Annotated in this window: 20 protein-coding genes; 7 read left to right on the top strand and 13 right to left on the bottom strand. The window is 41.4% G+C overall.

Features of this window, described 5'->3' with window-relative positions:
* Nucleotides 1-11: 11 nt before the first annotated feature.
* The 11 genes from rnc to AAFH98_RS10160 all read right to left on the bottom strand — a co-directional run bounded on the left by rnc (nucleotide 12) and on the right by AAFH98_RS10160 (nucleotide 8,794).
* Entirely contained in the window at nucleotides 12-758 is a 747-nt protein-coding gene (gene rnc / locus AAFH98_RS10205) for a ribonuclease III (RefSeq protein WP_342522606.1), read from the bottom strand.
* Between the two features lie 3 nt (nucleotides 759-761).
* A complete protein-coding gene (fabF, locus tag AAFH98_RS10200; RefSeq protein WP_342522605.1) occupies nucleotides 762-2,006 on the bottom strand; it encodes a beta-ketoacyl-ACP synthase II in 1,245 nt (414 codons plus the stop codon).
* Between the two features lie 26 nt (nucleotides 2,007-2,032).
* Nucleotides 2,033-2,272, bottom strand: a complete 240-nt coding sequence (locus AAFH98_RS10195; protein ID WP_342522604.1) for an acyl carrier protein — start codon at nucleotides 2,270-2,272, stop codon at nucleotides 2,033-2,035.
* Nucleotides 2,273-2,406: 134 nt separating this feature from the next.
* Nucleotides 2,407-3,156: a 3-oxoacyl-[acyl-carrier-protein] reductase gene (gene fabG, locus AAFH98_RS10190; RefSeq protein ID WP_342522603.1), complete on the bottom strand. Its 750-nt coding sequence runs from the start codon at nucleotides 3,154-3,156 to the stop codon at nucleotides 2,407-2,409.
* A gap of 12 nt (nucleotides 3,157-3,168) precedes the next feature.
* The gene (gene fabD, locus AAFH98_RS10185) at nucleotides 3,169-4,056 is read right to left on the bottom strand and encodes an ACP S-malonyltransferase (protein ID WP_342522602.1); all 888 of its coding nucleotides are present in this window, start codon (nucleotides 4,054-4,056) and stop codon (nucleotides 3,169-3,171) included.
* A gap of 3 nt (nucleotides 4,057-4,059) precedes the next feature.
* Nucleotides 4,060-5,055, bottom strand: coding sequence for a beta-ketoacyl-ACP synthase III (locus AAFH98_RS10180; protein ID WP_342522601.1), 996 nt, complete (start codon nucleotides 5,053-5,055; stop codon nucleotides 4,060-4,062).
* 14 nt (nucleotides 5,056-5,069) lie between these two features.
* Nucleotides 5,070-6,053: a phosphate acyltransferase PlsX gene (gene plsX / locus AAFH98_RS10175; protein ID WP_342522600.1), complete on the bottom strand. Its 984-nt coding sequence runs from the start codon at nucleotides 6,051-6,053 to the stop codon at nucleotides 5,070-5,072.
* Nucleotides 6,054-6,074: 21 nt separating this feature from the next.
* Complete coding sequence (rpmF, locus tag AAFH98_RS15090; RefSeq protein WP_407935495.1) at nucleotides 6,075-6,254, bottom strand: 50S ribosomal protein L32; 180 nt, start codon at nucleotides 6,252-6,254, stop codon at nucleotides 6,075-6,077.
* A gap of 21 nt (nucleotides 6,255-6,275) precedes the next feature.
* Nucleotides 6,276-6,788 (bottom strand): YceD family protein, encoded by a 513-nt coding sequence (locus AAFH98_RS10170; RefSeq protein ID WP_342522599.1) that lies wholly within the window; start codon nucleotides 6,786-6,788, stop codon nucleotides 6,276-6,278.
* Between the two features lie 46 nt (nucleotides 6,789-6,834).
* The gene (locus AAFH98_RS10165) at nucleotides 6,835-7,500 is read right to left on the bottom strand and encodes a deoxynucleoside kinase (protein ID WP_342522598.1); all 666 of its coding nucleotides are present in this window, start codon (nucleotides 7,498-7,500) and stop codon (nucleotides 6,835-6,837) included.
* 4 nt (nucleotides 7,501-7,504) lie between these two features.
* Entirely contained in the window at nucleotides 7,505-8,794 is a 1,290-nt protein-coding gene (locus AAFH98_RS10160; protein WP_342522597.1) for a glucose-6-phosphate isomerase, read from the bottom strand.
* Between the two features lie 306 nt (nucleotides 8,795-9,100).
* On the opposite strand from AAFH98_RS10160, the gene AAFH98_RS10155 reads away from it, so the two are divergent.
* Genes AAFH98_RS10155 through AAFH98_RS10145 form a run of 3 tightly spaced genes read left to right on the top strand, consistent with a single transcriptional unit; the run spans nucleotide 9,101 to nucleotide 13,284 of the window.
* Entirely contained in the window at nucleotides 9,101-10,120 is a 1,020-nt protein-coding gene (locus tag AAFH98_RS10155; protein ID WP_342522596.1) for a polyprenyl synthetase family protein, read from the top strand.
* Between the two features lie 12 nt (nucleotides 10,121-10,132).
* A complete protein-coding gene (locus tag AAFH98_RS10150) occupies nucleotides 10,133-10,918 on the top strand; it encodes a UDP-2,3-diacylglucosamine diphosphatase (RefSeq protein WP_342522595.1) in 786 nt (261 codons plus the stop codon).
* Nucleotides 10,918-13,284, top strand: coding sequence for a penicillin-binding protein 1A (locus AAFH98_RS10145; protein ID WP_342522594.1), 2,367 nt, complete (start codon nucleotides 10,918-10,920; stop codon nucleotides 13,282-13,284). The genes AAFH98_RS10150 and AAFH98_RS10145 overlap by 1 nt, the downstream gene beginning before the upstream one ends.
* A gap of 215 nt (nucleotides 13,285-13,499) precedes the next feature.
* On the opposite strand, the gene atpC is transcribed toward AAFH98_RS10145, so the two are convergent.
* Nucleotides 13,500-13,919 carry an ATP synthase F1 subunit epsilon gene (gene atpC, locus AAFH98_RS10140; protein ID WP_342522593.1) on the bottom strand — a complete coding sequence of 140 codons (420 nt, stop codon included), beginning with the start codon at nucleotides 13,917-13,919 and terminating at the stop codon, nucleotides 13,500-13,502.
* A gap of 16 nt (nucleotides 13,920-13,935) precedes the next feature.
* On the bottom strand, nucleotides 13,936-15,438 hold the full coding sequence (gene atpD / locus AAFH98_RS10135) for a F0F1 ATP synthase subunit beta (RefSeq protein WP_407935503.1): 1,503 nt from the start codon (nucleotides 15,436-15,438) through the stop codon (nucleotides 13,936-13,938).
* Between the two features lie 380 nt (nucleotides 15,439-15,818).
* Between atpD and AAFH98_RS10130 the strand changes: the two genes are divergently transcribed.
* The 4 genes from AAFH98_RS10130 (at nucleotide 15,819) to rsmB (ending at nucleotide 21,305) form a co-directional block, all read left to right on the top strand.
* Nucleotides 15,819-17,417: a histidine kinase dimerization/phosphoacceptor domain -containing protein gene (locus tag AAFH98_RS10130; protein ID WP_342522591.1), complete on the top strand. Its 1,599-nt coding sequence runs from the start codon at nucleotides 15,819-15,821 to the stop codon at nucleotides 17,415-17,417.
* 184 nt (nucleotides 17,418-17,601) lie between these two features.
* Entirely contained in the window at nucleotides 17,602-18,450 is an 849-nt protein-coding gene (locus tag AAFH98_RS10125) for a class I SAM-dependent methyltransferase (protein ID WP_342522590.1), read from the top strand.
* Between the two features lie 40 nt (nucleotides 18,451-18,490).
* Nucleotides 18,491-19,828, top strand: a complete 1,338-nt coding sequence (locus AAFH98_RS10120) for an APC family permease (RefSeq protein ID WP_342522589.1) — start codon at nucleotides 18,491-18,493, stop codon at nucleotides 19,826-19,828.
* A gap of 157 nt (nucleotides 19,829-19,985) precedes the next feature.
* Entirely contained in the window at nucleotides 19,986-21,305 is a 1,320-nt protein-coding gene (rsmB, locus tag AAFH98_RS10115) for a 16S rRNA (cytosine(967)-C(5))-methyltransferase RsmB (protein WP_342522588.1), read from the top strand.
* The last annotated feature ends 121 nt before the right edge of the window (nucleotides 21,306-21,426 follow it).

Here is a 21,426-nt window from a genome sequence, read left to right as displayed (position 1 = left end):
TATCGCCCAGCCTAATTTTCTAACTTATCCAAAGCCTTTCGGGCTGCTTCTTGTTCTGCAGATTTTTTACTTTTCCCTTTTCCCCTTGCCATAGGTTTTTTATCAACAAATACTTCTACACCAAAAGTTTTATCGTGGCCGGGCCCCTCTTCGGATATTACGCTGTAGGTAGGAATTTCCATCTGCTTAGCTTGCGCGTACTCAAGTAGCAAACTTTTATAATTATCGAGAGAGTTAATGATCTCATCAAAGTTGACATATTTTTCAATGACCTGTCTCACAAACTTAGAAGTAGGCTCATACCCCTGATCAAGATATAATGCCCCAACAAGTGCTTCAAAAAGATCAGATAATACGCTTTTGGACTGCTCTATGCCTTGTCCCCTTACCCGTTCACCGAGTAGCATAAGCGAATTCAATTCAAGCTCTTTGGCATACATCGCCAACGAACCCCCTTTAACAAGCTTAGCACGTAGTTTTGTCAGGAAACCTTCATTCTTCTGGGGAAATAGATCAAAAATGATTTCCGTAACAATTAGATCAAGAACGGCATCTCCTAAAAATTCAAGACGTTCATAAGAGTCAACTGATGAAAAATTATCATCCGCCAACATCGAACGATGCCTGAGTGCACGAATGTACATAAAAGGATTATCGACTTTAGTATCTATAATCCCTTCAAGTTTTTGTATGCGCTCTTTTTGCTCAGGTGGCAACTCTTCATCAGATTGGAAGTAAGACCTGAGTCTTTCGAACATCCCTTACTCTTCAAATTTTTTAAAAACGAGCGTCGTATTATGCCCACCAAATCCAAAAGCATTATTTAGTGCATATTTCACATCTCGAACTTCCGCTTCGTTAAAGGTGTAGTTGAGATCACATTCCGGATCGGGGGTTTCGAAGTTGATGGTAGGCGGCACCATTCCATGATACGTTGACAATAGCGTAGCTAATGCTTCAATAGCACCTGCTGCACCAAGAGCGTGACCTGTCATCGACTTGGTAGAATTGTGATTAATCTCATACGCATGGTCGCCAAATACTTTTTTAATAGAATTTGTTTCAGCGATATCGCCAAGAGGCGTAGAAGTACCATGCATATTAATGTGATCTACCTCTTCAGTCGAAATACCGGCTGAATCAAGTGCTCTGTTAAGAGCAAGAATAACCCCTTCTCCTTCAGGATCGGGAGCAGTGATATGATGCGCATCGGCAGAAAAACCATAACCAACAATTTCTCCATAAATTTGCGCACCACGTTCTTTAGCATGTTCATATTCCTCTAAAAAGAGAATGCCTGATCCTTCTCCAAGGACAAAACCATCCCTGTTTTTATCAAACGGACGTGATGCCGTTTTAGGATCGTCATTACGGGTGGACATAGCTTTCATAGAATTAAATCCTGCTACACCAATACGAGATACCGGTGCTTCAGAACCTCCTGATACGGCCATGTCGCACTGACCATTCTTAATTGAGTCATAAGCCAGAGCAATGTTGTGAGAACCGGTAGCACATGCTGAAACAGCACAAAAATTAGGACCTTTAAACCCATATTTAATGGATATTTGTCCCGCTACCATATCGGGTATTAGCTTGGGAATAAAAAATGGAGATACGCCACGAGGTCCATGCTCATGAAATGAGATCGACTGCTCATAAAACGTATTCATGCCTCCAATTCCTGTTCCAACGATAACAGCCACATCATCTTTATTGACCTCATCGAGATCAAGCCCCGTATCCTGAATTGCTTCATCAGTAGCAATTAATGCGTACTGACAAACCTTATCCAGCCGGCGTGCTTCTTTACGATCGAAATAATCTTGTTCGTCGTAACCTTCGATTTGTGCGGCAAACTTAGTTGGGAAGTCAGAGGTATCAAAATGCTCAATAGGTTGAGCTCCACTTTTCCCAGATACTAATCCGTTCCAGAAATCGGGTGCCGTCTTACCTACAGGGGTAAGGGCACCGATTCCAGTAATAACAACTCTGCGATTTGACATGCTAAAATAATTAGCGCTTGAGAATGTTAGCTTACTTTCTCTTGAAGATAATCAACAGCGTTACCTACTGTTGCGATATTTTCAGCATCTTCATCGGGAATGCTGATATCAAATTCTTTTTCAAACTCCATAATGAGTTCAACAGTATCCAATGAATCAGCACCTAAATCGTTAGTGAAGTTTGCTTCATGAGTAACTTCTGATTCATCAACACCTAATTTATCAACGATGATTGATTTTACTTTTGATTCTACGTCTTGAGACATAACAGTAGTTTAACTTATGTTTGGGTTAATTTTAATGAAAACTGCCCACTTTCGCTAAGCATGGGCTGAAAATACAATATAAATTTGTAAAATACACTTTCGTTTGGGACGAAATGAATTCGCCCGAGAATTACTTACATCGCCATTCCGCCATCAACGCGGATTGTTTCTCCGGTAATGTAAGAACTCAGGTCTGAAGCTAAAAATGCAACGGTCTGCGCCACTTCTTCAGCATCACCGGCCCGAGACAACGGGGTATCTTCTTTAATAGCTTCTAAAACATCCTCATCCAGCTCATCAGTCATTTCAGTCGTAATATATCCGGGAGCTACTACATTCGCTCTAATGTTCCGAGATGCTAACTCTTTGGCATATGATTTAGTAAATCCAATAATACCCGCTTTTGAGGCTGCATAATTGCTTTGACCGGCATTACCTGAAAGTCCCACAACGGAACTTATATTGATAATTGATCCGCCTCGATTTCTCATCATGGGCTTTGCAACCGCTTTGCTGTAGTTAAAGATGCTCTTCAAATTGGTATCTATAACTTGATCCCATTGCTCTTCACTCATCCGCAGGATCAAATTATCCTTCGTAATTCCTGCATTATTAACCAAGATATCCAATTTCTCCCAATCCTCGGTTAATTCGCTAATTACTTTCTCAGCCTGTTCAAACTTAACAGCATCAGCTTGGATAGCCTTTCCCTTACAACCTTTTGCTTCAATTTCTTCTTTTACGCTGTTAGCAGCATCGGTTGAGCTTCGATACGTAATTGCCACATCGGCCCCATAATCAGCCAGTGTTAAAGCAATGGCTCGTCCAATTCCACGGCTACCGCCGGTAACCAATGCTGTTTTTCCTTCTAATGATAAACTCATGATATAATAATTTTATTGATAACCGTTTATTTCAACATCATTCAAGGTTCGCTTCACCAGTCCCTGCAAAACATTGCCAGGCCCTACTTCAATAAAACTATCAGCCCCATTGTTATGCATATTTTGAAGCGTCTGGGTCCATCGTACAGGATTCAGCAACTGCTTTAACACATTGGAACGAATTTCGTGGGGATCAGTTGTAGGCTCTGCCGTAAAGTTACTATAAATTGGGCAACTTGGCGTATTAACATCAAGGGCTTCCAAACTTTCCCTAAGTCCATCATATGCCGGCTGCATTAACGAAGAGTGAAAAGCGCCACTGACGGGTAGCTTTTTAGCCAAACGGCAACCTTCTTCTTTCAATAACTCAACTGCTTTGTCAATCGCTTCTTCATCCCCGGAAATAACAACCTGACCTGGGCAGTTATAATTGGCTGTAATCACTTCTTTGCCAACTGTTTCAGAAGCCTTCTTGCAAATACGTTCAACCACTTCATCATCCATCCCAATAACGGCCGCCATCGTACCCGGATTATTTTCACCGGCCTGTTGCATTAACTCTCCGCGTCGTCGTACAATCTTAAGCGCATCCTTAAAAGCAACAGCTTCACATGCTACCAATGCTGAAAACTCTCCAAGGCTGTGCCCGGCTACCATATCTGGAGTCGCATCCAGCGTATTATAAAGAGCAACAGAATGCAGAAAAATAGCCGGCTGTGTAAATTCTGTTTGCTTCAGTTTTTCTTCAGGCCCCTCGAACATAATTTTCTTGAGATCAAAACCCAGAATATCATTAGCCTGATCTACTAACGAAGCAAATGTATCATTATCCTCATAATGAGTTTGCCCCATTCCAACTGATTGTGAACCTTGTCCCGGAAATAAATATGCTGTACTCATAAATTACTTACCTCCCCATTTTACATAAATTGATCCCCAAGTATAACCGCCGCCAAAAGCAGCAAGGATCAAATTGTCACCTTCGTCTAATTTGTCTTTCCAATCATACAAACAAAGTGGAATCGTTGCGGCCGTAGTATTTCCATATTTATCAATATTAACCATGACCTTTTCGTTATCTAATCCCATGCGATTTGCTGTTGCATCAATAATTCTCAGATTCGCTTGATGCGGTACCAACCAATCAACATCATCGGCCGTAAGATCATTATCCTTCAAAATTTCTGCCGATACATCCGCCATACCAACAGTCGCTTTTTTGAATACTGTGCGACCATCTTGCTTGGCATAATGCAACCGATCAGCAACAGTTTGTTCACTTGCCGGGTTTAAACTCCCTCCTGCCGGCTGATATAATGACAAGTTCGTATCACCTTCCGACCGATGGATATAATCGATAATTCCGTTTTCATTCCCTGAAGGTTCCAGCAGAACAGCGCCAGCACCATCACCAAATAGAATGCATGTTGATCGATCAGTATAATCAATAATAGAGCTCATCTTGTCTGCTCCGATGACCAACACTTTCTGAGCCCGTCCCGACTCGATAAAATTAGCACCTGTTGTAAGTGCAAATAAAAAGCCGGAACAAGCAGCCGAAAGATCAAAGGCATAAGCATTGCTTGCTCCTATTTCTTTCTGAACTAAGCAAGCTGTAGCCGGAAAAAGATAATCTGGAGTAACCGTAGCAAAAACAATGACATCAATATCTTCTCCAGAGAGGCCTCGTTGCTCCAAGACCTCCTTAGCTGCCTCTGAGCCCATAAAAGCTGAGGCTTTATCATCATCTTTCAGGATGCGACGCTCTTCAATACCTGTTCGGGTTCGTATCCATTCGTCATTTGTTTCAACCATTTCTTCGAGATCGGCATTTGTCAACCGATTCTCAGGCAAATAATGTCCTACTGCTGTTATCGCTGCTCGTTTTCGTTCCGCCATGTATGGGGGAGTATTTATTTAAGAGATGCTATAATTTTTTCGTTGATATTGTGCTCTACACATTTTGCAGCACTCAATATCATATTTTTAATCGCTAATGGAGAACTACTTCCGTGTCCTACCATTGTTAATCCATCGACACCTAAGAAAGGCACACCACCTACCTGATCGGGGTCAAATTCTGCAAGTGATGTTTTTAAAACCTTACTAACCAATTTTGCTTTGTCAGCTCCAAGCCCTAAATCCTTTATTCCTTTCTTTACAAACATTTCAAGAGCTCCCGGGATTGATTCACCAAATTTAAGTACAATATTTCCAACTAAACCGTCGCAAAGAAAAACGTCGGCTTTAGCTTTAAAAATATCACTCCCTTCGACATTGCCCACAAAATTTGGAAGGGCAGACAGCTCCTTAAATGCCTGTTTTAAGTTATCAGTGCCTTTTTCTTCCTCCTCACCCACATTGAGCAGACCCACTTTGGGATCATCTACACCCATAATCTCCTTAACAAAGACCCGTCCCATCTCTGCAAATTCGACATACATAGAGGGACGCACTTCGAGATTAGCTCCGGCATCCATCACCAGACGAACACCGTTGACTGTGGGGTACATTGCCGCGATTGTTGGACGACTAACACCTTCCAACTTTCCCAACAGGAAGGTAGAAGCAGCCAATAAAGCCCCTGTATTACCAGCACTTACAAAGGCATCACATTTACCAGCCTTATGCATACCAATCCCAGAAACAATAGAGGAATTTTGCTTCGTTTTTACAGCCTGAGCAGGCGATTCATTCATTCCAACTATTTCGGGAGCATGCTGAACAAGTAGCCGTTCTTCGTTGTATTCATGGCCGTCAAGCTCGGCGTTGATCATATCTTCAGGTCCAACAAGAACAACCGTAAGGCTGGAATTCTCATTAATGGCCTGAATTGATCCTTCAACCGGGCTTGTGGGATAATGATCCCCCCCTGCGGCATCTACAGCAATGATCATGAATAAAAGGTTAGGATAAAATTATTTGTTCACGTCGATGATTTGTCGACCGCGATAGTAACCGCATTCCTGACAAATATGATGATATCGGTGAAATGCCCCGCAGTTATCGCATTCAGCGAGCGTTGGCTCACCGATTTTGTGATGTGAGCGACGTTTACCCTGTCGGGATTTTGAATGTTGTCGTTTTGGATGTGCCATTAGTTAATAATGATATTTCAGTTAATTCTTAAGTTCTTTTAGTTTTTCCCACCGAGGATCAATGGCCTCAGCATCTGTATCTTCTTTAGTGTCTCCAAACGATTTTGTTTCAAAGTTTTCGGGTCTCCCCTCCTCGTCCAGAAACTTTGGATGAATTTTTTTAATCGGAATATTTAAAAATATCGTGTCGCGGACTTCATTCTCAACACTTAATGTGTTGCTCGAAAAATTAAATCGCCGCACCGCGCCGTTTTCATCTTCTGTTTCTTCCTGTACATCAACCTTGAATACTACTTCATAGTCCGATTCGATGGGTTGGATGTAGGGTTCAAGCGAACGATCGCATACCATTTCTACATCCGAATCCACATGAAAACTTACCCGGATAAAATGAAGCGTGCGGTAAAATTTAAGATCTATAGCTCCGCCCATAAACGTATGGGGAGACAAATCAAGATCATCTTCCACAAGCTCTACTGTGCGTCGGCTTTCGCCTTCGGGTATTTCTACTATGTTAAATTCAAGTTTTGACATAACTATTACAGTTCCCAAAAATATGAATATTTGGTTTTATCTGCAATCAATTAAACAACCCAAATAACCGCTGCTCAACAAGTTCAATTATTCGCCCTAAATCTTCATTATTATTTACAAAATCCAGGTCATCAGTATCGATAATCAGCTTCTCATGCGGATAACGGTCAATCCAATCTTCATATAATCGATTAAGTCGCTCGAGATATTCAATGCGAATCGTGTTTTCGTAGTCACGGCCGCGCTGCTGAATTTGATTTACAAGCGTTGGAACCTGCGCACGAATATAAATCAACAAACTGGGCTCTTGCAGGTAGCTGGTCATCTCTGTAAACAAGGCTTTATAATTTTCAAAGTCTCGATCACTCATTAATCCCATCTCATGCAAATTTTTCGCAAAGATCTCGACATCCTCATAAATAGTTCGATCTTGCACAAACCGGCCCTCCTGTTCAAGCATCTTCTTTTGATGACGAAAGCGACTGGACAGAAAATAAATCTGCAGATTAAAACTCCAGCGCCGCATATCATCATAAAAATCAGAGAGATACGGATTATCATCAACCGATTCGTAAAATGGTTGCCATCCAAAATGTTTGGCCAGTAAACCAGTAAGCGACGACTTGCCCGCCCCTATATTTCCGGCAATAGAAATAAATTTAAGATTATCTTTTTCGGTTTCCTCTATTTGCTCGTTAATATCGTCTGACATTTCCCTATCTTTTTCCCAATAATTGATACATTTCTTCTTTATAGTCCTCAACGCCTGGCTGATTAAAGGGATTTACTTCGAGACAATAGCAGTAAATAGCTGTCATCAGCTCAAAAAAGTAGATAAAAGCCCCAATATGTTGTGCATTCAACTTATCTATAGATACCACTACACAAGGCACATCCCCATTTATATGTGCTTTAAGCGTGCCATAAAAAGCTTGGGTATTGATTTCGTGAAATGATTGTCCCGACAAATAATTCAACCCATCATGATTGCCAGGTAGTTCTTCTATAGTAATACTTTTCCTGGCAGACCTAACAGTAATAAATGTTTCCATCATGTTACGAGTGCCCTGCTGTATAAACTGTCCAATGCTGTGCAGGTCGGTTGAAAATGAGGCTGTTGCTGGAAACATTCCTTTTTCTTCTTTCCCCTCACTCTCTCCCAGCAGTTGCTGTAGCCATCCCGTTAGTGCTTTAAGCTGGGGATCAAACGTTGTCAACACATCCAAACTTTTTCCCCTCTGATACAGCGCATATTTCGTAGCTGCATATTCAAGAACTTCCTGAGGGTCGTCTTCCAATTTTTCATAGGTTGACACTGCTTCATAGAAAAGCGTCTTCACATCAACCCCCGATACCGCAATGGGAAGTAATCCCACTGGAGTAAGAACTGAAAAACGTCCGCCCACATCATCGGGAATAATAAACTTTTTGTAACCGTGTTCAACAATAAGCTCATTTAATGCCCCGCCCTCTTTGCTGGTCGTACAGATAATCCGATCAGAAATATCATCAGGAAATCGATTATTCATCCACTTACGCAACACACGGAAAGCAAGAGCTGTTTCTAAAGTTGTGCCCGATTTTGATATCACATTTAAATATACGCTTTTAGGCTCACCATCGGCTTTTGACTGTTCTAAATAACTAACCAGTTCTTTTAGGTACTTTCCACTCATCTGGTGTCCAGCATATATAATTTCAGGACCTTCGCATCCAAAAAATGATCCTAATGCTTCTACCACTGCACGAGCCCCTAAATGCGAACCTCCAATGCCACATACAATAAATACGTCAGCCTTTCCACGTATTTTATTAGCCAAACTGTCAATCTCTTCAAGAATGGCGTCATTGGGATCAGCCAACATGTCGCGCCACCCCAGCCATTCCGCACCTTTTCCACTTCGATTTTTAATTTTTTCAAAAGCTGTGCTCGCTTTTTCAAAAGCAGCAGTAAACTCATCTCCTGCCAGAAACTTCCTGGCCTGGGTCACATCTGTTTTAATCATGCGTAATGACAATTTAATTCGATAATTCGGTACCAATCAAAGTAGCTGAATAAGCTAAAAAATTTGAGGGAATATAAAACCTGATTAATTGCTAAAATTCAAATTATTATTTCATATTTTAAGCTTTAAAATCTGAAGCCACTTTTATAAACCCACGACTTTTTTTTGACACAAGGAAAAAATCGATTTAATATCAGCGGACTTTCAGATAGTGGAGAAGCTCATTCGAGAAGCCTATATTGAGCCTCCTTTATTTTAAACTTAAACTGGCGCGTTCTCCAACTTATCAAGTCTTCTTAAACGGCAATGATTGATACTGAACTAAAAGAAGCAACAAAATTTAAGCGTAAGGATAAAAAGACGCTGAAAGAAATTACCAGTCCTGTTTCCAATAGTTTATCCGAATTCCGTGTCTTTTATAAAGATGCCCTGTGCACGGATGTATTTCTACTTGATAAAATTGTTCAATATTTACTACGTCAAAAAGGAAAGGAGATTCGTCCCACACTGGTATTTATGTCCGCTAAACTCTTTGGGGATGTAACCGAACGTAGCTACGTAGCTGCCACGATGATTGAACTTCTTCATACTGCCACGCTCATCCACGATGACGTTGTAGATGATGCAGAGGTACGGCGAGGATTTTTAAGTATTAACAAAGTATGGAAAAACAAAGCCGGCGTATTACTGGGAGACTTTTTGCTTTCAAAAGGATTGTTAACGGCTTTAGATTATGAAGAGTTCAAGCTGCTTAAAGTGCTTTCTGATGCTGTTAAAAAGATGAGTGAAGGTGAGCTTCGTCAATTTAAAGCAGCCCGGCTTTTTAATATGGATGAGGAGTATTACTTCAAAGTGATATCCGAAAAGACAGCCAGTCTCATTGCCGCTTGCTGCGAATGTGGTGCCATTTCCACTTCAGACGACCCCAACATGCACCAAAAAATGCATGACATTGGAATGAATACAGGTATTGCTTTTCAGATCCGTGATGACCTTTTTGATTATGGTGTGGATGATATCGGCAAACCTAAACGCAACGATATCCAGGAACGTAAGGTTACCCTTCCGTTCATTAAGGCATTGGAAAATGCATCGTTTTTAGAAACTATCCGCATGCGCCATTTGATGCGAAAACGTAAAAAGAAGTCCAAAGATATCGATAAGATTGTGCATTTTGTTCACGAGAAAGGAGGCATTAAATATGCCCGATCCATTATGCATGACTACGCTGATAAAGCCCTTGACGAACTTTCTACGCTCCCATCAACCCCTGAACGGAAATCTTTTGAGGAGCTTATTACTTTTATTATCGAGCGTAAAAAATAGCCTCAACTGTTAATGGATGGTCCTGCATTAAATCCACCTCTGTTATTTATTTCGGATGTTCATTTGGGAGGATTTTCTAAATCACGAAATGCACGCATACAATCCGAACTTATTCAACTTATAAACTATTGTCAGCGAAACGATATCCGTATTGCCATCCTGGGGGACCTATTTGATTACTGGATGGAGTATCCCAACACTATACCGAAACTTGGAAAATCACTGCTTGATCGGTTTGAGACCTTTAATAAACAAATGGGCCCTACCCTTTTTATTACAGGGAATCACGACAACTGGACCCGAGATCATCTTTCAAACCGCGGATTTTATCTTGTTCATGAAGATTATGTATTTCATTTAGATGACAAACAGTTTTTAACACTACATGGCGATGGATTGGCAGATCCGGCCTACAAATTAGAGCGGCCGCTTATGCATCGTTTTCTTAGAGCTCCCTCTTTTGTAAAATTCTTTCAATCCCTATTTCCTCCCAATATAGGAATCGCCATCATGAAACATTTTTCCCGTATTACCAGGAAAATGGATTGGGATCCGCAGAAAGAAAAGAAGTTGAACAATTGGGCTAAAACCCAATTAAAAAGCAATAACCATGATGTTATTCTATGCGGACATGATCATATCCCTCGAAAGAAACAATTTCCTTTCGGAACCTATATAAATTTGGGTACCTTTTACGAGCATAGATCCATGGTTTATTACAATAAAAATGAAATAAATCTCGTTTGTTGGGAGGTCAACTCACAGACGCTAAAGCAATTTAAAAACGACAGGCATTAATGAGTAACTCGGATTACGAAAACGACATGGATCGCTATTTTAATGATCCAGATTATCGTCGGCAAAAAGCCCAAAAACAAAATGGAGATTCAGCTGAGAATTCTTCCAAAAATAGCAGCCCCGGATTTAACCAACTAAAAAAATGGTCGGCCGCAGCTATTGGGATAATAATTTTTGCAACAACTGGCTTTACGCTCTACCTGTTCCAGGGCTTACCTTCCATTGAAGAACTTGAAAATCCCCAAACAGCGGTAGCATCCGAATTAAAAAGCAGAGACGGTGTTGTATTAGATCGTTACTATACCGAAAATCGGACGTATGTACCTATCGAGCAGATCTCTACCCATGTTGTAGATGCGCTCATTGCCACCGAAGATCACCGCTTTTATAATCACTGGGGGATCGATATGATAAGAACGCTTGCAATCCCCTGGCATCTTATCAACGGACGAGTTCAAGGTGGATCAACAGTAACCCAACAGTTAGCCCGAAATCTATACAAAAAAATTGGTCGAGAGTTTTCGGTTATTCGTAAACTGCGGGAAATGATCACGGCCGTTCAGATAGAGCATAACTATACCAAGCGCGAAATTATTGAGATGTATCTCAACACTGTAGAATTTCCTAATAGCGCTTTTGGTATAGAATCAGCTGCGCAAACACACTACGGAAAACCAGCCAGTGATCTTACCGTTTCAGAAGCTGCTACATTGGTAGGTTCGCTGCAAATGGTGTACCTGTATAATCCCCGTATTTATCCCGAGAATACCAAGAACCGTCGTAATACTGTACTCTTCCTGCTCAATAAACGGGGCTTTATCAATGATGCTGTTTACGATAAGTTGCGGCAAGAGCCTATTGTCTTAGATTACCAGCCGCCTTCTAAAGCTGGACAAGAAAATCGATATTTTGGTCATTATGTTCGCAAACAGGTTAACCCTTGGTTAAAAGAAAATGGGTATGACTTAAATACTGATGGATTAACAATTTATACGACTATCGATTCGCGACTACAGCGCTACGCCGAACAAGCGCTTCGTAGTAAATTAGATTCCCTGCAAACTATTTATGAATGTGAATGGACCACAGGATGGAGCCAGTGGAATCCTGAAGCTTCGCTCACCAAATGTAACAAGGCCATTGAAAATGGAGATTATATGGCCCGTTTATGGAAAAAACATCCCACTTTTTTGCGTGAGTTTATGCGTGATACCGATCGTTATAAAAACGCTTTTTCTAAATACAATACCGATCAAGAGTCTGTAGTGTTTGACTCACTCTTTACAGATTCTGCCTATGTTGATTCTGTTAAAAGAGCAAAAACACGTCTCGAAGCCGGCTTTGTAGGCATTAATCCCAATAATGGCAACATCTTATCGTGGGTAGGTGGATCAAATTATGGGGATGTTCAATTTGACCATGTATACCAATCAACACGTCAGGCCGGATCAACATTTAAACCCTTTGTATATACTGTAGCCATCGACAACGGCTATAAACCGTATCATAAGTTTTCTAAATATCCCAGCGTCTTCTATGATCGTTCAGGAAAAGCCTGGAAACCAAAGGATCCACAGGTTCCTTCGGGGCCTGAGATGGTACCTTTGCGACAAGCCTTAGCGCGAAGTTTAAATAATGTTACCATTCGCCTACTCCCGGAATTAGCCGGTGCACCAGGGACAAATAACTTGGAAGAACTGGAACCTGCAGCACGCAAGATTAAACAAATGGCTTCTAACCTGGGAATTGATATGTCCAATACGTCTGCCTACCCATCCATTGCTTTGGGTACCGCTGAAGTATCACTCCTCGATATGGTTAGCGCCTATACAACCTATGCAAATCAGGGCGTCCATATCGACCCTATAGCAGTCACTCGTATTGAGGATAAAGAAGGAAATGTAATCAAAGAATACCATCCCGAATATCAGCAAGAAGTAATTAGTCCCGAAACAGCCTATATGATGGTTGATATGATGCGGGGCGTTATTCGAGGTGGAGATGGCTACCACGGTACTGGTGTACGGCTGCGTAATATTTACGGAGTTCGTCAGGATGTAGCAGGCAAAACAGGAACAACCCAAAATAGTGCTGATAACTGGTTTATTTCGATGATGCCCCATATCACCATGGGTGCCTGGGTTGGTGGTGAAAATCGTATGATTCGTTTTCCCCAAGATACGTACATTGGTCAGGGAGCTCGATCAGCACTGCCTATCGTAGGAGAATTTATTAATTTAGCTACGGCTGATCCGGAAGCCCCCTGGAGCTACGAACCTTTCCAATCGCCACCGGGGTTTGTGATGCCGGAAGATCCTGACAGTACAGAAGACAATGATACGGGAACAGGTCGTATCGGCTGGTAATCCAAAGTCATATCATATATAAAACGAGAAAAGCATCCGCAATTCTGCTGCGGATGCTTTTATTTATGCCAATTGGATAGCAAATCCTAATTATAATGCCAACACCAGTCTGTTGCCAATTCTTCTACAACCTCTTATCCGATACTTTCTCTACCCAAATAAAAAAAGGTGACTCCAAAATGGAATCACCTTTAAAAGAAATTATCAAAAGAAAGTTATTGGGTAGAAACCCCTACGTCAGCCGACAATTTTATTCTATTTTCGGCACGTTTTAAGGCCTTCTTTGCCCGCTTCTTATCAATGCTCTTATCATCAGCGTTAAGACGTTCTTCTGCTCGCTGTTTAGCTTGCTTTGCCCGTTCAACATCAATCTCTTCAACAGGTTCAGCAGCCTCAGCCAACAGGGTTAACGTATTATCAACCACTTCTACAAAACCACCGGTAACGGCAAAGTGTTCTTCACCGCCGGCTGCTTTGCGAACAAGAATTTCTCCAATATCAAGCGATGAAATAATATTCGCGTGAAGGGTCTTAACTTCAAAGCTTCCCATCTCTCCTGGGACACGAACCCCTACAACCTCGTCATCAAAGACAGAGCCTTCCGGGGTTAGAATTTGTGCACTGAAAGTATTCATTTGTTAACTAATTAAATTATTCTGCGGCTTCAGCTTCTTCTTCGGCCAATAGTTTCTCACCTTTTTCTTCGGCTTCCTCAATGGTACCTACCATATAGAATGCCTTTTCTGGCAAGTGATCAAGCTCACCATCAAGAATCTTCTTGAAGCCTTTAACCGTATCTTCAACATTAACAAACTTACCGGGCTGACCCGTAAACTGTTCCGCTACGAAGAATGGTTGACTTAAGAATCGCTGAATTCGTCGTGCACGAGCAACAACGGTTTTATCTTCATCAGAAAGCTCATCCATACCCAGAATAGCAATAATATCTTGCAGATCTTTGTATTTCTGAAGAATCTCTATTACGCTCTGAGCAGTTTCGTAGTGCTCTTCACCAACAACATGCGGATCGAGAATACGAGAAGAAGAATCAAGCGGATCTACAGCCGGATAAATACCGATTTGCGTCAACGCACGACTTAATACCGTCGTTGCATCCAAGTGAGCAAAGGTCGTTGCCGGAGCAGGGTCAGTCAAGTCATCGGCAGGTACATAAACAGCCTGAACCGAAGTAATAGATCCACCCTTAGTAGAAGTAATTCGCTCCTGCAAATCTCCCATTTCAGTAGCAAGCGTTGGCTGATACCCTACCGCAGAAGGCATACGTCCAAGCAGAGCTGATACCTCAGAACCAGCCTGTGTAAATCGGAAAATGTTATCAATAAAGAGCAGGATATCTCGAGAAACCTCTTCACGAAAGTATTCAGCAAGCGTCAATCCTGAAAGCGCTACTCGAGCACGTGCCCCTGGCGGTTCATTCATCTGACCAAAGACAAATGATGCCTTCGATTCTTTAAGAGCTTCTTTGTCAACTTTTTCAAGGTCCCATTTCCCATCCTCAAAAGCTTCTTTAAACTCTTCGCCGTAATTAATAATATCAGCTTCAAGCATCTCGCGGATAAGGTCGTTACCCTCACGAGTACGTTCACCTACACCGGCAAATACCGATAGACCACCGTGACCTTTTGCGATATTGTTAATTAACTCCTGAATAAGAACTGTCTTTCCTACACCGGCACCACCGAAAAGTCCTGTTTTACCACCTTTGGCATAAGGACAAAGTAAATCAATAACTTTAATACCGGTTTCTAACATTTCCGTTGACGTTGCAAGATCCTCAAAATCAGGAGCAGAACGGTGAATAGGATATTTACGATCACCTTTGGGAGCTTCAATTCCGTCAATAGGTTCCCCCACCACGTTAAATACCCGTCCACGGATGTCTTCGCCAACCGGCATTGATATTGGTCCACCAGTATCAACAACTTCCATTTGTCGAACCAATCCATCGGTAGAGTCCATCGCAATGGTACGCACTCGGTTTTCACCTAAGTGCTGAGCTACCTCAAGATAAAGTTTAGTATTATCTTCTCTTTCGATATAAAGTGCATTCAGTACCGGGGGGATCTCACCTTGATCAAAGTCAACATCCACAACCGGACCAATCACTTGGGCAACGGTTCCTTTATTCATTATCTATATAATTGTAATGAGTTAATTTTTGATAATTTCTTGTCGGAAAGAAGTATAATTCTTCCACCACATAAGAAGCGGCAAAAGTTAGGACTTTTTCCAAGCAAATGAAAGTACAAATATCATCATTATCTCATCCTTTTCCGTAAATTTCCGCCAATTATTTTTACTTTTGGGATTTATTTTTACCTCCTCTTGGATAACAACCTTGGCCGCTACCCCGATCGAAGTTTATCCTACCCCAGTGGTCCTCATTCTTTGTCTCCCAAAACAATTTAAATATACTACCGGGAAAACATTAAGAATTTTTAATTTTTAATGAGTTTATTACTTTTATTAAAAATCGACGTGCGTAAAAAAGTAGAATTTGGGAATACTTCGGGATGAGCATTAAAAGCGAGAAAAATAATGCGTTCTGGCAACCTCTTACCTTTGATGTACTACTGTCACGCTACTCCATACTAAACAAACGTGTATGGAGCGTTCTTGCGGTCTGGATTTTATGCATCTTTTTTGCCCTTTATTCAACAATCTACCTACTACCCAACGAGTGGATGTCACTCTCTAACAGCCGGGCCGATGTTATGAATTTCTTTCTTTTTAACCCGGCTCTCATTTTGGGATTACTGTTATTTTTCTGGTTTGGTTTTGAATGGGGATTCATTCCCATATTCCTCTGCTCCTTTGTTATAGCTTTCCACTCAAGTATGCCCTGGGGCTGGGCACTCGTATTTGCCGGGGCTTTTGTTTTGGGGATAGCTATTTGTGCCATGGCTTATCAGGGATTTAGTATCCCCTATGATTTAAAAAGTTTTAAGAGCATTGCTTTCTTTATATCCATTATGTTTATCGCTTCTATAGCCAGCTCCCTTGGTTCATTTATTTGGAGCTTTACTCATCAACTTTCTGCTTCCGAAACACTGATGATCTGGAAAAGTTGGTGGAGCGGATCATTTATTCAAGCGGTTGTTTTTACAGGTCCCATATTGTGGATATTTACCCCTGCAATTGAAAAGTTCAAACGAAAGTGGTTTCAATTGCCTGAGCGGGGGAAACTCTCCCTAAAATGGGTTTCCGGAGCTGTTACTTCAATTACTGCTGCTTTGGCACTTTTTATCTTTTCGGGTAAGTACCTGGGCAAGTTACGGGTTCAGGAGGTGATGGCAGAAAGCCAAACTGCGACAGTTGTTGATGTAATAAACGCCCTTGAGTCATTTGAGATTATTTCGTGGATATCCATTGGTATCATCCTTGTTACGGGATATGGTGCCTTTAAACTTATTGGCGGCTGGAACCAACAACTATCCACAGAGGTAAAAAATCGTACCCAGCAACTGCAAGAAAGTCAAGAAAAGCTTCAGGTATCTCTTGACGAAAAAAAGATGCTGCTCGAAGAGATCCACCATCGGGTCAAAAATAATATGGCTCTTGTTAGTGCCCTGCTTGAACTTCAGGAACAAACATCAGAGACCGGTAATAACAAAGCTCTCTTTAAAACGGCCCGTGCACGAATAAAATCAATGGCATTAGCCCACGAGGTACTCTACCAAAATAAATCGTTTTCGAGTATAAGTATGAAAGATTACCTGAAACGCATTAGTGAACTCACTCACCGATCGTTCTCTTACAAGAATAAGGATATCGACTTAACATTTGATCTCGAAGATGTGAGCATTGAAATGTCAAAATCTATTCCTTTGGGCTTAGTTATCAATGAAATACTGATAAATGCCCATAAACACGCTTTCAATGGGCAGGACAATGCACGCATTGAATTGGAAAGTACCGTTGATAATGAAATGATTACAATTTCTGTCCGCGATAATGGGGTTGGGCTGCCAAAAGATATCAACGAAATGGGTAAAAAGTCGCTGGGTATGACATTGATAAAAAAGTTTGCCAAACAACTAAAAGCCGACCTTTCTATTGAAAGTGAAAAAGGTCAGGGTACCATGTTCCGGCTTGCCTTCCCAAATTCCTAATACCTATTCCCTTTCTCACCGCTGCTATCTAAAAACCTTTCTATAACCATTAAAAAATGTAATTTCTAAGTGTATCCGGAACACGGTTATAAAAAAGTTAGTTGATTTAGAACAGTAGCGAATATTGGTTATATATAACCTGCGTTTTGCTAAATTTATTTTTTAAATAAACTTAGGTCTCGTCATGAAAAAGCAATCATTGGCAACGTCTTTATTACGCTCACCTCTTGCCCTACTTCTTTTTTTAGGATTTATTTTATTATTTACATCACAATCTTTTGCCCAAGATTTGGATGTCCCCTATGTACCCACCCCTCAAAACGTGGTCGAACGCATGCTCGATCTGGCGGAGGTAGAATCCAGTGATTACGTTATTGATTTAGGGTCCGGCGACGGACGTATCGTTATTGCTGCTGCAAGCCGTGGAGCTAATGGCCATGGCATTGATCTCGATCCGGAACGCATTGCTGAAGCCCGGGAAAATGCATCAAAGCAAGGCGTAGATGATCGTATCATGTTTATGGAAGAAGATATTTTTGATACCGAATTCAGTGAAGCCTCTGTCATTACGATGTACCTTTTGCCATCAGTAAATAAGAAGTTACGCCCTAAATTATTAAACGACCTCCAACCAGGTACTGAAGTTGTTTCGCACAGTTTTGATATGGGAAGCTGGCAAGCCGATAAAGAAGTTGTAGTGAAGAAAGATGGGCGAAGCCACGACATTTATTACTGGATTATTCCCGCAAAAGCTGAAGGAAACTGGAACTGGTCGTTTAATGATAAGCAATTTACGTTAACTGTAAATCAGCGTTTCCAAGAAATTTCAGCAAAGCTAACTGATGGTAGTAATTCGTTTTTTGATATCCACAAAACGGAATTAAAAGGTAAACGAATTACCATACGTGCGTCCAATGGAGATCAAAACTTTATTTTTAGCGGACGTATAGAAGGCGACCAAATTTACGGCGTTATGCAACATCACAGCGGAGAAGAAAAAAAGTTTTACCAATGGTCAGCATCCCGCAAATAATATGCTAAGTAGTTAACCCTCAACTCTTTACGCTACTTAAATGAGCAATACTGATTCGGGATCTCCAGCTAAAATTTTTTCCTCTTTAAGTGCTATCGCTGTCATCGTTGGTATTGTGGTAGGCATTGGTATCTTCAGACTTCCCTCTATTGTTGCCCAGAATACCAGCTCTGAATGGCATTACATTAGCTTTTGGCTGGTCGGGGGACTTATCTCAATAATAGGTGCGCTCTGCTATGCCGAACTGGCTACCAAAAAGCCAGATGCCGGCGGTGAATATTATTTTTTAACAGAAGCCTATGGTTCAACCGTAGGTTTTCTGTTTTCGTGGGGACGTATGACTGTGATACAAACTGGATCAATAGCCCTTGCGGCTTTCATTTTGGGGGATTATGCTTCTACCATCTATGACCTGGGCCCCTACAGCTCATCATTATATGCAGGTATAACAGTTACTGGACTTACAGGTCTCAATATTTGGGGTACCCATCCTTCAAAAAATGTTCAAAACGGCATGACCACCCTAATCGTCAGTATTTTAGTAATTTGTGGACTGGTCGGTTTTTTTACAGGAGGCGAAGTCACCTCCCAAGAATATACGGGCGACCTGACTAACAGTTCGGCCGGAGCAGCCATGATTTTCGTATTGCTCACCTATGGGGGCTGGAACGAAGGAGTCTACCTTTCAGCCGAATTGAAGAACGTCCGCAAAAATATGTCGCGCGTACTCATCATCGGTCTCTCAGTAATCACGATCTTATATATCCTAATAAACAGTGCATATCTACAAGTTCTTGGCCTTGAACAACTCCGTACCTCAGAAACAATTGGGGTCGATTTAACAAACAATATTTTTGGAACAGAAGGTGCTTTTATCATGGCAGTTATTGTCATCATCTCTGCCCTTTCTACAGCCAATGCAACTATTATTACCGGTGCCCGCACTAACTATGCATTAGGACGTGATTTCAAAGCACTAAAATGGATTGGAAAATGGAACACTCAATATAACTCCCCCATTAATGCCCTGCTTGTACAAGGTGGTATCAGTTTAGCATTAATTTTCTTGGGAGCTTTTACCAAAGAAGCTGTATCCACGATGGTCGACTATACCGCACCTGTTTTCTGGTTCTTCATCCTCTTAACTACCATCTCCCTATTCGTTTTTCGAAATCGCGAAGAACACACCGAGGATAATTTTGAAGTCCCACTTTATCCACTCACTCCCCTACTATTTATCTTATCCTGCATGTATCTCCTGTATTCAAGCATAATGTTTACCGGATGGGGAGCTATGGTAGGGATTATATTTTTACTTATCGGACTCCCAGTCTATTACTGGGCACGAAATAAATCTAACAACGAGTCGTATAGTTAACAGAATTAATCCATTCTCCATTAGCAACTCCCGTGCTAATCTCGTATTTTTGGCAACCTAAGAAACCACTTTTTTTATTCTTGACCGGCAAGAAATTAGTGATTTTCTCCACTTGGGATTGTTGTCACCGGAAATTTAACTTTAAACAGATATTGCATTGGATACTGAAGCAACTGCTCGTTCTATCAGCGTAGAAATACTAATTGATTTTGATGAAAATGGCGTTCTTGACTATTCAAAAGCCAACAAACTGGAAAGCCGCGACCGTGCTGAAGTACGCGAGTATGTGCAAAATATTTTAAGACGACGCTCCTACCTCGATTTTCTTATTGATCATTTCTCAAATGTTAAGATCAATGAGATGAAATCGAGCTTAAAGAATATTCTTCGTCTTGGAATCTATGACATGGTTTTCATGGATAGCACCCCTGACTATGCTGCTATTAATGAATCAGTAGAAATAGCCAAGTATAGTCTCGGATCTCGTACTGGTGATCTTACCAATGCTATTTTGCGGAACCTTCAGCGTGATATTGATAACCTTCCCAAACCAGATTTTGAAGATCGCACCAAGTTGGTAGCAACAACTTTTTCGCATCCCGAATGGTTGGTAAAACGATGGACTGATCGATTGGGCGAACGAGAAGCTTTTCAGTTAATGCAAGCCAATAACAAGCGACCAAACTACTTTGTCCGGGCCAATAACCTGCGCACCAAGACCGAGAACTTTAAATTGCGTATGACCAAACACGGTATTGAGTTTCAGGAAAGTGACTGGCTACCGGGTTATTTCCAAGTGGATAGTGTAGCACCTTTTATTTCTAAAGGATGGCTCGATAAAGGATTTTGCCAAGTTCAAGATATTGCAGCTGGGTTTGCCCCTTACCTGTTAGATCCCGAACCCGGTGAATCTGTTTATGATCTCTGTGCAGCTCCTGGCACGAAAAGTGTTTTGATGTCTGACTTGATGAATGGTGAAGGAGATATTTTAGCTGTTGACATTTCTTCAGAGCGACTTGATAAACTGGCCGAAAGCGCCCTCTCCTATCATGCTGAAAATATACGGGTACGCCGAGCCGATGCTACGGAAGTAGAACTTGATGAAACAGATGCAGTGCTCTTAGATGCTCCCTGTACAGGAACAGGCGTACTCAGTAAGCGAGCTGACCTGCGTTGGCGCCGCGATAAAGAGGGCCTTAAGAATGCCGTTGAGCTTCAAGCCAAATTGTTAGATTCCGCCGCAAAAATGGTCAAGAAAGGTGGACGAATGGTTTACAGTACTTGTTCTTTAGAGGAAGAAGAAAATATGGAACAAGTTATGAATTTCTTAGATCGCAACGAAAACTTTGAGATGCAATCTGTTGAGGGATATGTACCTGATGAAGTCATAGTCCACGGTGGATTAGCTTATCAAACCTTCCCTCACAAACACGGCTGTGACGGTCACTTTGGTGTGCTATTAAAGCGAACCAATTAATAAAACAGCACGTGATCCTAAACTTGTTTCAAGATCTGTAACATTTTGCTTTCGTAGCCCCTTACCGAACTCTTAACACGGATGAGTTATGCTGCGAAAGCTTTTTATTTAATATGGTTTT

Source organism: Fodinibius sp. Rm-B-1B1-1 (genome assembly GCF_038594945.1).
GTDB classification, from domain to species: domain Bacteria; phylum Bacteroidota; class Rhodothermia; order Balneolales; family Balneolaceae; genus Fodinibius; species Fodinibius alkaliphilus.
Note: the sequence above shows the minus strand (reverse complement) of the source record. Positions and strands in the feature narration are given on the sequence as shown.